We start from the raw sequence: 14,459 nt of genomic DNA, 5'->3' as shown, positions 1-14,459 counted from the left end.
GCGGGGCGGGAAAGGAGCGCAACATGGGTGAATCAGAGCGTTCTGAAGCCTTCGGTGTCCACCGAAACGACCCCCTGTCCAGCGACGATGCTGCCGAATTGGAACAACTGCGGCGTGAGGCCGCGGCGCTGCGCGAACAACTGGAGCATGCGGGCGGCCCGCACAGCAGCGCCCGCTCGGCCCGTGATGTGCACCAACTCGAAGCCCGTATCGACTCACTCGCGTCCCGCAATTCCAAATTAATGGAAACTCTTAAAGAAGCCCGGCAACAACTGCTCGCACTGCGCGAAGAGGTTGACCGGCTGGGGCAGCCGCCCAGCGGCTATGGCGTGCTGCTGGCGACCCACGAAGACGACACGGTCGATGTCTTCACCTCGGGCCGCAAGATGCGCCTAACGTGCTCGCCCAATATCGAAGTCTCGGCGCTGCGGAAGGGCCAGACCGTTCGGCTCAACGAGGCGCTCACGGTCGTCGAAGCCGGCACGTTCGAATCGGTCGGCGAAATCTCCACCCTGCGCGAGATCCTGTCCGACGGTCACCGGGCGCTCGTCGTCGGCCACGCCGACGAGGAACGCATCGTGTGGCTGGCCGAGCCGTTGGTCGCCGAGGATTTGCCAGAGGGCCATCCCGACGCCCTCAACGACGACACCCGGCCCCGCAAGCTGCGGCCCGGCGACTCGTTGCTGGTCGACACCAAAGCCGGCTATGCCTTCGAGCGCATCCCTAAGGCCGAGGTCGAGGACTTGGTGCTCGAAGAGGTGCCCGACGTCAGCTATCAGGACATCGGTGGCCTGACCCGTCAGATCGAGCAGATCCGCGACGCCGTGGAGCTGCCGTTCCTGCACAAGGAGCTCTACCGCGAGTACGCGCTGCGCCCGCCCAAGGGTGTCCTGCTCTACGGCCCGCCGGGCTGCGGTAAGACGTTGATCGCCAAGGCGGTGGCCAACTCGCTGGCCAAGAAGATGGCCGAGGTCCGTGGCGACGACTCCCGCGAGGCGAAGTCGTACTTCCTCAACATCAAGGGCCCCGAGCTGCTGAACAAGTTCGTCGGCGAGACCGAGCGTCACATCCGGCTGATCTTTCAGCGAGCCCGCGAGAAGGCGTCGGAGGGCACTCCGGTGATCGTGTTTTTCGACGAGATGGATTCGATCTTCCGCACCCGCGGCACCGGGGTCTCCTCGGACGTCGAGACTACCGTGGTTCCGCAGCTACTCAGCGAGATCGACGGGGTGGAGGGGCTCGAGAACGTAATCGTGATCGGTGCCTCCAACCGTGAGGACATGATCGACCCCGCGATCCTGCGGCCGGGACGCCTGGACGTGAAGATCAAGATCGAGCGGCCGGATGCCGAAGCGGCGCAAGACATCTACTCCAAGTACCTGACCGAGGAACTGCCGGTGCACGCCGACGACCTCGCCGAGTTCGACGGCGATCGCTCGGCTTGCATCAAGGCGATGATCGAGAAGGTCGTCGACCGGATGTACGCCGAGATCGACGACAACCGGTTCCTGGAAGTCACCTACGCCAACGGCGATAAGGAAGTCATGTACTTCAAGGACTTCAACTCCGGGGCGATGATCCAGAACGTCGTCGACCGAGCCAAGAAAAACGCCATCAAGTCGGTGCTCGAGACCGGCCAACCGGGGCTGCGTATCCAGCATCTGCTCGACTCGATCGTCGACGAGTTCGCCGAGAACGAGGACCTGCCCAACACCACCAACCCCGATGACTGGGCCCGGATTTCGGGCAAGAAGGGTGAGCGGATCGTCTACATCCGCACCCTGGTCACCGGCAAGTCGTCGAGCGCGTCGCGGGCCATCGACACCGAATCCAACCTGGGTCAGTACCTGTAGTTCAGCCAGTCACGAGCGAATAACTGTTGGTCAGATCGTCCTGGGTGACCTGCGCGGCGCGCGAGGTGGTGTCCACCCGCAACTGTTCGGTCAGCACCCGCGTCTGGTATGTCCATCCCTCCGGCAGGTTCAGCCGGTCGGCCAGCTTGGGCAGATCGGCACGGGACAGGTTGGGATCCACGACCTGACTCCAGGTCTGCATCACCCAATGGTGCCCATGCGGGTCCTGTAGTTCGTAGACCTCTTCGCCCGCGTTGAAAACGAACACCGTGTGACGGCTCACCGAGTTGATGCTGTACGGCGCGGGATCCATCGATGACAGCAGGACCGTAGCCTGCAGGATCATCTCGATCCCACCGAAGTTCTTCGTTATCTGCGGACCGCGAGCTTCCTTTTCGATGGCGTTCATCAGCCAATAGCGTGGACCGTTGAGCAGCGCCGCGGCCGCACCGTGTTCGGTGGCGATGGCATGCGGGTCGAGTGCTGACCACAGTTCAGCTGGGCAGTCATTGAGCGGAAAGCTGTTGTAAACGTTGGCCTGCGGACCCGCCTCGCCGAGGGTCACCAGCAGCACCTCGCCATAACGCTTACCGGCTAAATTCGCCGTCGGTTCGCGCACTGAATCTCCGGTTTGCGGGCTGGACACCAGGGTGAAATTAATCACAGAGTCACGGGGCGTCAACCGCGGAACGCGGCTGGGCGGTTCCCCCAGCGCGGGCTGCTCGGACGGTTCGGAGTCGCCGCGCCTACGCTTTACGCATGCAACGGATTATCGGGACGGAGGTTGAGTACGGCATTTCGTCGCCGTCCGACCCGACCGCCAACCCGATCCTCACCTCGACGCAAGCGGTCCTCGCCTACGCGGCCGCCGCCGGCATCCAGCGCGCCAAACGCACCCGCTGGGACTACGAGGTGGAATCGCCGCTGCGCGACGCCCGTGGTTTCGACCTGAGCCGCTCGACCGGGCCCCCGCCGGTGGTCGACGCCGACGAGGTCGGTGCGGCCAACATGATCTTGACCAACGGGGCACGCCTCTACGTCGACCACGCGCACCCGGAATACTCCGCGCCCGAATGCACCGACCCTATGGACGCGGTGATCTGGGACAAGGCCGGCGAGCGGGTGATGGAGGCGGCCGCTCGGCACGTCGCCAGCGTGCCCGGCGCCGCGAAGCTGCAGCTGTACAAGAACAACGTCGACGGCAAAGGCGCCTCCTACGGGTCGCACGAGAACTACCTGATGTCGCGCCAGACACCGTTTTCGGCCATCATCGCGGGTCTGACACCGTTCCTGGTTTCCCGGCAGGTGGTGACCGGCTCCGGCCGCGTCGGCATCGGCCCCTCCGGTGACGAGCCCGGCTTTCAGCTCTCCCAGCGTTCGGACTACATCGAGGTCGAGGTAGGCCTGGAAACCACGCTGAAACGCGGCATCATCAACACCCGCGACGAACCGCACGCCGACGCCGACAGGTATCGCAGGTTGCACGTCATCATCGGCGATGCCAACCTCGCCGAAACGTCGACCTATCTGAAACTGGGCACCACGGCCTTGGTGCTCGACCTGATCGAAGAAGGCATCGACCTGACCGACCTGACGCTGGCCCGGCCGGTGCACGCGGTCCATGCGATCAGCCGGGACCCGTCGCTGCGGGCCACTGTGGCGCTGGTCGACGGTCGCGAACTCACCGGTCTTGCGCTGCAACGGGTTTATCTGGACCGGGTGGCCAAGCTGGTCGACAGTCGCGACCCGGACCCCCGCGCGGCCGACATCGTGGAGACCTGGGCACACGTGCTGGACCTGCTGGAGCGCGACCCGATGGACTGCGCCGAGTTGCTGGACTGGCCGGCAAAGCTGCGGCTGCTCGAAGGTTTCCGGCAGCGCGAGAACCTGAGCTGGTCGGCGCCTCGGCTGCACCTCGTGGACCTGCAGTATTCGGATGTGCGGCTGGACAAAGGCCTGTACAACCGGCTGGTCGCGCGCGGCTCGATGAAGCGTCTGGTCACCGAGCACCAGGTGCTCGAGGCGGTGGACAAACCGCCGACTGACACTCGCGCGTACTTCCGTGGCGAATGCCTGCGCCGCTTCGGCGCCGACATTGCCGCGGCCAGCTGGGATTCGGTGATCTTCGATCTGGGTGGCGACTCGCTGGTGCGCATCCCGACGCTGGAGCCGTTGCGCGGCAGCAAGGCGCACGTCGGCGCGTTGCTGGATTCGGTGGACAGCGCGGTGGAGTTGGTGGAACAACTCACCAGCTGAGGCTCGTTAGCCCGACGAAACGTCAGCCTTGACCGGTAGGGTAGACAAGACCAGCGGGCGCGGTGACGCTGGCCGATAACCAAGCAGGAGGCGGCGATGGCTCAGGAGCAGACCAAGCGTGGCGGTGGCGGCGACGAGGAGGACGACTTCGCCGGCACCACAGCCGCTGGCCAGGAGCGTCGCGAGAAGCTGACCGAGGAGACCGACGACCTGCTCGACGAGATCGACGACGTCCTCGAGGAGAACGCTGAGGACTTCGTCCGCGCGTACGTCCAAAAGGGCGGACAGTGAGCTGGCCGTTCTCTGACCGCCTGTCTCTCAACTCTTCCGCTGTAGATCTGTCCTCGTTCGCTGACTTTCTTCGTCGCCAGGCGCCGGAGCTATTACCGGCGAACTTGGGCGGCGGCTCCCAAGCGGGCGGGGCGGGTGCCCAGCTGCCGCACGGGACCACCATCGTCGCGCTGAAATTCCCCGGCGGCGTTCTCATCGCCGGAGACCGGCGTTCGACGCAGGGCAACATGATCGCCGGGCGTGATGTGCGCAAGGTGTACATCACCGACGACTACACCGCGACCGGTATAGCGGGCACCGCCGCGATCGCCGTCGAGTTCGCCCGCCTCTATGCGGTCGAACTCGAACACTACGAGAAGCTCGAAGGCGTGCCGCTCACCTTCGCCGGCAAGGTAAACAGGCTGGCGATCATGGTGCGGGGCAACCTGGCGGCCGCCATGCAGGGGCTGGTGGCGCTGCCGCTGCTGGCCGGCTACGACATCCACGCCGCCGACCCGGAGAGCGCGGGCCGCATCGTCTCGTTCGACGCCGCCGGCGGCTGGAACATCGAAGAAGAGGGCTATCAGTCGGTGGGGTCGGGCTCGATCTTCGCGAAGTCCTCGATCAAGAAGCTGTACGCACAGGTCACCGATGCCGATTCGGCGCTTCGGGTTGCCGTGGAGGCGCTCTACGACGCGGCCGACGACGATTCGGCTACCGGCGGACCCGATTTGGTCCGCGGCATCTACCCCACGGCGGTCACCATCGACGCCGACGGCGCCGTCGACGTTCCGGAGGGCCGCATCGCCGAGCTGGCTCGCGAGATCATCGAAAGCCGTTCACGTGCCGATACTTTCGGTCCCGATGGCGGTGAAAAGTGAGCTTTCCGTACTTCATCTCGCCTGAGCAGGCGATGCGTGAGCGCAGCGAGCTCGCGCGCAAGGGCATCGCGCGGGGCCGCAGCGTGGTGGCGCTGGCCTACTCGGATGGTGTGCTGTTCGTCGCCGAAAACCCGTCGCGCTCACTGCAAAAGATCAGCGAGCTCTACGACCGTGTGGGGTTTGCCGCCGCGGGCAAGTTCAACGAGTTCGACAACCTGCGTCGCGGCGGGATCCAGTTCGCTGACACCCGCGGCTACGCCTACGATCGCCGCGACGTCACCGGCCGGCAACTTGCCAACGTCTACGCCCAGACGCTGGGCAGCATCTTCACCGAACAGGCCAAGCCCTACGAGGTCGAGTTGTGCGTTGCCGAGGTGGCGCACTACGGCGAGACCAAACCGCCTGAGCTCTACCGCATCACCTACGACGGGTCGATCGCCGACGAGCCGCACTTCGTGGTCATGGGCGGCACCACCGAGCCGATCACCACCGCGCTCAAGGAGTCCTACGCCGAGAACGCCGACCTGCCCGACGCCCTGCGGATCGCGGTCGAGGCGCTGCGGGCGGGCAGCGCCGACGCGTCGGGCAACGACCAGCCCGCACTCGAGGTGGCCAGCCTCGAAGTGGCAATCCTGGATTCCAACAGGCCGCGCCGCGCGTTCCGGCGGATCGGCCGGTCCACGCTGGAGACGCTCCTGCAGGACACGGAGTCCGCGGATTCCTCCGGATCTGAGGACCCGGGATCAGACACCGAATCCGGGACTGAGACGCAAGAGTAGGCGCCACGGGCGCGGTTACCTCACGCTCACGGCGGGACAACCAGTACCCTCGATTACGTGCAGCGGCGAATCATGGGCATCGAGACCGAGTTCGGCGTGACCTGCACCTTCCACGGGCACCGGCGGCTGTCCCCGGACGAGGTGGCGCGCTACTTGTTCCGCCGCGTGGTGTCGTGGGGCCGCAGCTCCAATGTTTTCTTGCGTAACGGCGCGCGGCTGTATCTCGACGTCGGCAGCCATCCCGAGTACGCCACCGCCGAATGCGACAGTCTGGTGCAGCTGGTCACGCACGACCGGGCCGGTGAGTGGGTGCTCGAAGACCTGCTCGTCGACGCCGAGCAGCGTCTGACCGATGAGGGCATCGGCGGCGACATCTACCTGTTCAAGAACAACACCGATTCGGCGGGCAACTCGTATGGCTGTCACGAGAACTACCTGATCGTGCGCGCCGGCGAGTTCTCCCGTATCTCCGACGTGCTGTTGCCGTTCCTGGTCACCCGCCAGCTGATCTGCGGCGCCGGCAAGGTGCTGCAGACGCCCAAGGCGGCGACGTTCTGCCTATCGCAACGCGCCGAACACATTTGGGAGGGTGTCTCCTCGGCCACCACCCGTAGCCGGCCCATCATCAACACCCGCGACGAGCCGCACGCCGACGCCGAGAAGTACCGGCGACTGCACGTCATCGTCGGCGACTCCAACATGTGTGAGACCACCACCATGCTCAAGGTCGGCACCGCCGCGCTGGTGCTGGAGATGATCGAGGCGGGCGTACCGTTCCGCGACTTCTCACTGGACAACCCGATCCGTGCCATCCGCGAGGTCAGCCACGACATCACCGGGCGCCGGCCGGTGCGGCTCGCGGGCGGTCGTCAGGCCAGCGCGCTCGACATCCAGCGGGAGTACTACAGTCGTGCCGTCGAGCATCTGCAGATCCGGGAGCCCAACGCGCAGATCGAGCAGGTCGTCGACCTGTGGGGCCGCCAGCTCGATGCCGTCGAGAGCCAGGATTTCGCGAAGGTGGACACCGAGATCGACTGGGTGATCAAGCGCAAGCTGTTCCAGCGCTACCAGGACCGCTACAACATGGAGTTGTCCGACCCGAAGATTGCGCAGCTGGATTTGGCCTACCACGACATCAAGCGCGGACGCGGTGTGTTCGACCTGCTGCAGCGCAAGGGCCTGGCGACGCGTGTCACCACCGACGAGGAAATCGCGGAGGCCGTCGACCACCCGCCGCAGACCACCCGCGCCAGGCTGCGCGGCGAGTTCATCAGCGCTGCCCAGGCGGCGGGCCGTGACTTTACTGTCGACTGGGTACACCTCAAACTCAACGACCAGGCGCAGCGCACCGTGCTGTGCAAGGACCCCTTCCGGGCGGTCGACGAGCGGGTGAAACGGCTGATCGCGAGCATGTGAACCGCTCGATCTAGGCTGGAGCCAATGTCGATCTCGAAAGTCGAACGGCTGGTCAACCTTGTCATCGCCCTGCTGTCCACCCGGGGCTACATCACCGCCGAAAAGATCAGGTCCAGCGTGGCCGGTTATTCGGAGAGTCCCAGCGCCGAGGCGTTCTCGCGGATGTTCGAACGCGACAAGAACGAGTTGCGTGACCTCGGCATCCCGCTCGAAGTCGGCAGAGTGTCGAACCTCGACCCCACCGAGGGCTACCGGATCAATCGCGACGCCTACGAACTGCCGACGGTCGAGCTGACCTCCGACGAGGCGGCCGCCGTCGCGGTCGCCGCGCAATTGTGGGAGTCGCCCGAGTTGATCACCGCGACCCAGGGTGCCCTGCTCAAGCTGCGCGCCGCCGGTGTGGACGTCGATCCGGACGCCCCGGTGACCATCGCGTCGGCGGCCGGGGTGCCGGGCCTGCGCGGGTCGGAGGATGTGCTCGGACTCTTGTTGTCGGCCATCGCTTCCGGGCAGGCGGTGCGGTTCCCGCATCGCGCATCGCGCAGCGCGCCATACACCACCCGCACCGTCGAACCCTGGGGTGTGGTTACCGAGCGGGGCCGCTGGTATCTCGTCGGCCACGACCGCGACCGCGACGACACCCGTACCTTCCGGCTGTCGCGGATCGGTGCCGAGGTAACACCGATCGGGCCGCCCGGCGCCGTCACGGTGCCCGAAAACGTGGACCTGCGCGGGATCGTCGTCAGGACGGTCGGGGAGGCATCGACCGGCATTCAGGCCACGGTGTGGGTGGCCGACGGGCGTGTCACCGAGCTGCGGCGCGCCGGAAAGTCCCTCGGCCCGCGGGAATTGGCCGGGCGTGACGGCGAGGTGATCGAACTCGACATCGGATCCTCCGACCGGCTGGCGCGAGACATCACCGGCTACGGTGCCGACGCGATCGTGTTCGAGCCGCAGTCCCTGCGCGACGACGTGCTGGCCCGGCTCCGCGCTCAAGCAGGTCTGGCAGTCGGGGGAGAGCGGGGCAAATGACCTCCGTTTCCACCCGCCTGGTGCGGCTGCTCAACCTGGTGCCGTATTTCCAGGCCAATCCCCGGATTACCCGCGCCGAGGCCGCCGCCGAACTGGGTGTATCGGCCAAGCAGCTGGAGGCCGACCTCAACCAGCTGTGGATGTGTGGCCTACCCGGCTATTCCCCGGGTGATCTCATCGATTTCCAGTTCTCCGGCGACACCATCGAAGTGACGTTCTCCGCGGGTATCGACCGGCCGCTGAAGCTGTCATCGCCCGAGGCCACTGGCCTGCTGGTGGCGCTGCGGGCGTTGGCCGACGTGCCCGGTGTGGTCGATCCGGAGGCGGCACGCAGCGCAATCGCCAAGCTCGCGGCCGCGGCCGGCGCCGCCGGTCACGACAACACGGGGGGTGCCGTCGACGAGCCGGCTCCCATCGAGAGCCGCGCCGCGGCTGCGGTCCGCGCCGCCGTGCAGGACAAGCACGCGCTGAGCATCGACTACTACGCAGCCTCGCATGACACGCTGACCAGCCGCATCGTGGACCCCATCAGGGTGCTGCTGATCGGCGGTCACAGCTACCTGGAGGCCTGGTCTCGCGAGGCCGAAGGGGTTCGGCTGTTCCGTTTCGACCGGATCGTCGACGCCACCGAGTTGGACGAGCCGGCCGCCCCGCCCCAGCCCGCGCTGCAGGCACCCCCGGACACGTCGCTGTTCGACGGTGATCCGTCACTGCCGTCGGCGACACTGCGGGTGGCGCCCTCAGCAGCGTGGATGTTCGAGTACTACCCGTTGCGCGAGGTGCGCGAGTTGCCCGACGGATCGTGGGAAGCGGCCATGACGTACGCCTCCGACGAGTGGATGACGCGCCTGGTACTGGGCTTCGGGTCGGCGGTCCAGGTGCTGGCGCCGGAGCCGCTGGCGCAGCGCGTCCGGGAGGCCGCGACAGCGGCCCTCACCGCCTATCAGGACGCCGAACAAGTCCTGGAGCAGCCCTGAGCAGCCCTGACCTGGCCCGGCTCGTTCGCGGTGACCGCGCCGAGGCGCGGACGCACCGACACCCGGCTCTGCTGCGGTAGCATCGAGTGAACGTCTGGAGGTATCCACAGTGAACTTTCTTACCCCGGGGCACATGGCGATCCTCGCCCTCGTGGTGATCCTGTTGTTCGGTGCTAAGCGACTTCCCGATGCGGCGCGGTCCCTGGGCAAGTCGTTGCGAATCTTCAAGTCCGAGGTCCGTGAGCTGCAGAGCGAGAACAAGGCTGAAGCACCCAATACCGGGGCGCCCCCCACGCCTGTGCAGTCGCAACGCGTCGACCCGCCGGCACCCCCAGAGCAGGATCACACCGAGGCACGGCCGGCGTAGCCCGGCATCGCCGTCGCGGTGCCTAAGCGCCACTGACCGAGCGTCGTGAAAATATTCAAGACCTCCGCGCGCACCGCGGGCTTATTGAAGCGGCTCAACCCACGCCACCGCCGCAGCCGCACCAACCCCGACGCGACGATGTCGCTCGTCGACCACCTCACCGAGCTGCGCACCCGGCTGCTGATCTCGCTGGCCGCCATCCTGCTCACCACAATCGTCGGGTTCGTCTGGTACTCGCATTCGATCTTCGGGCTGGAGAGCCTCGGCGAGTGGTTGCGGCATCCGTACTGTGCCCTGCCGCAGTCGGCGCGCGCGGAGATCAGCGCCGACGGTAAATGCCGATTGCTGGCCACGGCGCCGTTCGACCAATTCATGCTGCGGCTCAAGGTCGGCATGGCAGCTGGGATCGTGCTGGCCTGCCCGGTGTGGTTCTACCAGCTGTGGGCGTTCATCACTCCCGGGCTCTACAAGAAGGAGCGCCGGTTCGCGGTGGCGTTCGTGATCCCGGCGGCGGTGCTGTTCGTCGGCGGTGCCGTGCTGGCGTACCTGGTGCTGTCCAAGGCGCTGGGCTTCCTGCTGACTGTGGGCAGCGACGTGCAGGTGACCGCGCTCTCCGGCGACCGTTATTTCGGGTTCCTGATCAACTTGCTGGTGGTGTTCGGCGTCAGCTTCGAATTTCCGTTGCTGATCGTCATGCTCAACATGGTCGGCCTTTTGCCCTATGAGCGGCTCAAGTCGTGGCGCCGTGGCCTGATCTTTGCGATGTTCGTGTTCGCCGCGGTATTCACGCCGGGGTCCGATCCCTTTTCCATGACGGCGCTGGGCATGGCGTTAACGGTGCTGCTCGAGTTGGCCATTCAGATCTCCCGGCTGCACGACAAGCGAAAAGCCAAGCGCGTCAACGAGATCCCCGAGGATGAAGCCGCGCTTATCGACCCGCCGGAGCCAATAGCCTCGCGGATAGACGAGCCGTCGGTGATCGGCGGACCTCATGACGACGTCACGTAGCGTCTCTTGGCGTGAGTGTGCGTGGTTGTACCGCGACACGCCGATTTGGACGTACTTTTGCGCACCCTCGCGCTACGCGGTGCAGGCAGCGGCGTGACTGAGCTGACGGAGCTGACCGAGCTCGCCCGGTTCAGCGCCGAGCTGCAGTTTTCGCTCGACGACTTTCAGCAGCGGGCCTGCGCGGCGCTGGAGCGCGGTCACGGCGTGCTGGTGTGCGCGCCCACCGGCGCCGGCAAGACAGTCGTCGGCGAATTCGCGGTGCACTTGGCGCTGGCGTCCGGCGGCAAGTGCTTCTACACCACGCCGCTCAAGGCGCTGAGCAACCAGAAGCACACCGACCTGACCGCGCGCTACGGCCGCGACCTGATCGGACTGCTCACCGGCGACATGTCGGTCAACGGCGACGCACCCGTGGTGGTGATGACAACCGAAGTGCTGCGCAACATGCTCTACGCCGATTCTCCTGCGCTACAAGGACTTTCCTATGTGGTGATGGACGAGGTGCATTTCCTCGCCGACCGGATGCGGGGTCCGGTCTGGGAGGAAGTCATCCTGCACCTGCCCGACGAGGTGCGGGTGGTCAGCCTGTCGGCGACGGTGAGCAACGCCGAAGAGTTCGGCGGCTGGATCCAGACCGTGCGCGGCGACACGACGGTGGTGGTCGACGAGCATCGGCCGGTGCCCCTGTGGCAACACGTCATGGTCGGCAAGCGTCTGTTCGACCTGTTCGACTACGACAGCAAAGCCGACAAGTCCCGCGTGGACCCAGAACTGCTGCGCCACATCGCGCATCGCCGTGAGGCCGATCGGCTGACCGACTGGCAGCCGCGCCGCAGTTCCGGCAGAGGTGGTCCGGGTCGGCCGCGTTTCTACCGGCCACCGGCGCGGCCGGATGTGATCGCAGTCCTGGACTCCGCGGCGCTGTTGCCGGCGATCACGTTCGTGTTCTCCCGGGCCGGCTGCGACGCGGCGGTCGGCCAGTGCCTGCGATCGCCGCTGCGGCTCACCACCGAAGCGGAGCGCGCCCAGATTGCCGAGGTGATCGAGCACCGTTGCGGCGACCTCGCGGACTCCGACCTGGCGGTGCTCGGCTATTACGAGTGGCGGGAAGGGCTGCTGCGCGGTTTGGCTGCCCACCATGCCGGGATGCTGCCGGTGTTCCGGCACACGGTCGAGGAGTTGTTCACCGCGGGCCTGGTCAAGGCGGTGTTCGCCACCGAAACCCTGGCGCTGGGGATCAATATGCCCGCCCGCACGGTGGTGCTAGAGCGGCTGGTGAAGTTCAACGGCGAGCAACACATGCCGCTGACACCGGGGGAGTACACCCAGTTGACCGGCCGCGCCGGCCGGCGCGGTATCGACGTCGAGGGCCATGCGGTGGTGATCTGGAATCCCAACGACGAGAACAGCGAACCGGCGCAGGTGGCCGGGTTGGCCTCCACCCGTACGTTTCCGCTGCGCAGCTCGTTCGCGCCGTCGTACAACATGACGATCAACCTGGTCAATCAGATGGGCCCGCAGCAGGCGCACCGGTTGCTGGAACAGTCGTTCGCCCAGTATCAGGCGGACCGATCCGTCGTCGGACTTGTCCGTGGCATCGAACGCGGCAACCGGATGCTGAGCGAAATCGCGGCGGAGCTGGGTGGAGCGGACGCACCGATCCTCGACTACGCGCGGCTGCGCGCCAGGGTGTCGGAGCTGGAACGGACGCAGGCCCGCGCGTCGCGGCTGCAACGACGGCAGGCTGCCAACGATGCACTGGTCGCCCTGCGCCGGGGAGACATCATCACCATCACCCACGGTCGGCGCGGGGGGCTGGCGGTGGTGCTGGAGTCCGCCCGCGACAGCTCCGATCCGAGACCGTTGGTGCTGACCGAAAACCGCTGGGCGGGCCGCATTTCGTCGGCGGACTATTCGGGAACGTCGGCCCCGGTCGGCTCGATGACTCTGCCGAAGCGAGTCGAACACCGACAGCCGCGGGTCCGGCGGGATCTGGCTTCGGCGCTGCGGTCGGCTGCCGCCGGACTGCCGGTACCGCCACGGCGACGAGGCGGCCGCGGCGACAACGAACAGACCGGCGAGTTCCACGATCCGGAGCTGGCGTCGTTGCGGGCGGAATTGCGCCGTCACCCCGCCCATACGGCCGGCGAAGAGCAGATCCGGCAGGCCGAACGTTATCTGCGCATCGAAGGTGACAATGCGCAGCTGCAGCGAAAGGTGACCGCCGCGACCAACTCGTTGGCCAAGACGTTCGACCGGATCGTCGGGCTGCTCACCGAGCGCGGGTTCATCCAGGGATTGGCCACTGACCCCAGAGTCACCGACGACGGCCGGTTATTGGCCCGGATCTACAGCGAGAGCGACCTGCTGGTGGCCGAATGTCTGCGCACCGGCGCCTGGGCCCGGTTGAAACCCGCCGAACTCGCCGCGGTGGTCTCGGCGGTGCTCTACGAGACTCGCGGCGGTGACGGCCCGGGCGCCCCATATGCCGCCGAGGCGCCCACCCAACCATTGCGTCAGGCGCTGCATCAGACATCGCGGCTGTCCACTACGCTGCGCGCCGATGAGCAACGTCACCGCATTGCGGCGAGTCGTGAACCCGACGACGGCTTCGTCCGGGTCATCTACCGATGGGCGCGGACCGGAGACCTCACCGCGGCGCTGGGTGCCGCCGAACCGTCGTTGTCAGCGGGGGACTTCGTGCGCTGGTGCCGTCAGGTTCTCGACCTGCTGGACCAGGTTCGCAACGCCGCGCCGGAGGCTGCGCTGCGGGCTGCGGCCAAGCACGCGATCATTGATGTTCGGCGCGGCGTCGTCGCAGTTGACGCCGGGTAGGCTTAGCCGGAGCTACGGTTACATCTCGTGATAGGGACTGAGGAGAAACGATGAGCGGACCACACGGATCAGACCCGTACCAGCCGTGGCAACAGCCCGGCCAGCCATCTCCCGACCAGGCGACCCAGATGGGACCCGTGCCCGGTTCGGGGTGGCAGCAGCCATCGCAGAGCCAGGACGCGACGTGGCACGCCCCGGCGTACACGCCGTCGGAGTATCCGCAATACCAGCCTCCGGCCACGCCCGGCTATGGGCAGTCTTCGGACGCGACACAGTACGGGCAGCCCACGCAATACGGGCAACCCACGCAGTACGGCCAGCCCACCCAGTACGGCCAGCCGGCCCAATACGGTCAACCGGGGCAATACGGCCAACCGGGTCAGCCTGACCAATATGGTCAGCCCGGCCAGTACGCGCCTTATGGCCAGCAACCGCCCACGAAGCGTTCGGCCGGAATGATCTGGGGCATCGTCGGCGGGGTCGCCGCGCTGCTCGTCGCGGTCATTCTGGTCCTCGGTTTCGTAGTGCCCGGGTTCTTCGTCACCACCAAGCTCGACGTGAACAAGGCTCAGGCCGGCGTGCAGCAGATTCTCACCGACGAGACCAACGGCTACGGCGCCAAGAACGTCAAAGACGTCAAGTGCAACGGCGGCAGTAACCCCACCGTCAAGAAGGGCGGCAGCTTCGACTGCAACGTCACCATTGACGGCGCGTCGCGACACGTCACGGTGACCTTCCAGGACGACAAGGGCACCTACGAGGTCGGTCGGCCGACGCAGTAACCG

Annotated in this window: 13 protein-coding genes; 12 read left to right on the top strand and 1 reads right to left on the bottom strand. The window is 66.4% G+C overall.

What is annotated here, in order from left to right; all coding sequences use genetic code 11:
- Positions 1 to 23 precede the first annotated feature (23 nt).
- Positions 24 to 1,853, top strand: coding sequence for a proteasome ATPase (arc, locus tag AC5Y21_RS17840; protein WP_499914202.1), 1,830 nt, complete (start codon positions 24 to 26; stop codon positions 1,851 to 1,853).
- Position 1,854: 1 nt separating this feature from the next.
- Here the strand turns inward: arc and AC5Y21_RS17835 are convergent, their stop codons facing one another.
- The gene (locus tag AC5Y21_RS17835) at positions 1,855 to 2,472 is read right to left on the bottom strand and encodes a hypothetical protein (RefSeq protein ID WP_499914270.1); all 618 of its coding nucleotides are present in this window, start codon (positions 2,470 to 2,472) and stop codon (positions 1,855 to 1,857) included.
- Between the two features lie 140 nt (positions 2,473 to 2,612).
- On the opposite strand from AC5Y21_RS17835, the gene dop reads away from it, so the two are divergent.
- The 11 genes from dop (at position 2,613) to AC5Y21_RS17780 (ending at position 14,456) form a co-directional block, all read left to right on the top strand.
- Entirely contained in the window at positions 2,613 to 4,109 is a 1,497-nt protein-coding gene (gene dop, locus AC5Y21_RS17830; protein WP_499914200.1) for a pup deamidase/depupylase, read from the top strand.
- Between the two features lie 96 nt (positions 4,110 to 4,205).
- Positions 4,206 to 4,400: a ubiquitin-like protein Pup gene (locus AC5Y21_RS17825; RefSeq protein ID WP_499914198.1), complete on the top strand. Its 195-nt coding sequence runs from the start codon at positions 4,206 to 4,208 to the stop codon at positions 4,398 to 4,400.
- On the top strand, positions 4,397 to 5,260 hold the full coding sequence (prcB, locus tag AC5Y21_RS17820) for a proteasome subunit beta (RefSeq protein ID WP_499914196.1): 864 nt from the start codon (positions 4,397 to 4,399) through the stop codon (positions 5,258 to 5,260). The genes AC5Y21_RS17825 and prcB overlap by 4 nt, the downstream gene beginning before the upstream one ends.
- Positions 5,257 to 6,039: a proteasome subunit alpha gene (gene prcA, locus AC5Y21_RS17815; RefSeq protein ID WP_499914194.1), complete on the top strand. Its 783-nt coding sequence runs from the start codon at positions 5,257 to 5,259 to the stop codon at positions 6,037 to 6,039. Before prcB ends, prcA begins: the two co-directional genes overlap by 4 nt.
- Before the next feature lie 57 nt (positions 6,040 to 6,096).
- Entirely contained in the window at positions 6,097 to 7,455 is a 1,359-nt protein-coding gene (pafA, locus tag AC5Y21_RS17810; RefSeq protein WP_499914193.1) for a Pup--protein ligase, read from the top strand.
- A 24-nt stretch (positions 7,456 to 7,479) separates the two neighbouring features.
- On the top strand, positions 7,480 to 8,487 hold the full coding sequence (locus AC5Y21_RS17805; protein WP_499914192.1) for a helix-turn-helix transcriptional regulator: 1,008 nt from the start codon (positions 7,480 to 7,482) through the stop codon (positions 8,485 to 8,487).
- On the top strand, positions 8,484 to 9,464 hold the full coding sequence (locus AC5Y21_RS17800; protein ID WP_499914191.1) for a helix-turn-helix transcriptional regulator: 981 nt from the start codon (positions 8,484 to 8,486) through the stop codon (positions 9,462 to 9,464). The genes AC5Y21_RS17805 and AC5Y21_RS17800 overlap by 4 nt, the downstream gene beginning before the upstream one ends.
- Before the next feature lie 109 nt (positions 9,465 to 9,573).
- A complete protein-coding gene (gene tatA, locus AC5Y21_RS17795; protein ID WP_499914190.1) occupies positions 9,574 to 9,831 on the top strand; it encodes a Sec-independent protein translocase subunit TatA in 258 nt (85 codons plus the stop codon).
- A 45-nt stretch (positions 9,832 to 9,876) separates the two neighbouring features.
- Entirely contained in the window at positions 9,877 to 10,839 is a 963-nt protein-coding gene (tatC, locus tag AC5Y21_RS17790) for a twin-arginine translocase subunit TatC (RefSeq protein ID WP_499914188.1), read from the top strand.
- Between the two features lie 102 nt (positions 10,840 to 10,941).
- Positions 10,942 to 13,674, top strand: coding sequence for a DEAD/DEAH box helicase (locus tag AC5Y21_RS17785; protein ID WP_499914268.1), 2,733 nt, complete (start codon positions 10,942 to 10,944; stop codon positions 13,672 to 13,674).
- 50 nt (positions 13,675 to 13,724) lie between these two features.
- Positions 13,725 to 14,456 carry a DUF4333 domain-containing protein gene (locus AC5Y21_RS17780; RefSeq protein ID WP_499914186.1) on the top strand — a complete coding sequence of 244 codons (732 nt, stop codon included), beginning with the start codon at positions 13,725 to 13,727 and terminating at the stop codon, positions 14,454 to 14,456.
- The last annotated feature ends 3 nt before the right edge of the window (positions 14,457 to 14,459 follow it).

Source organism: Mycobacterium sp. NGS41, from assembly GCF_059812725.1.
This window is presented reverse-complemented; position numbering and strand designations above follow the sequence as displayed.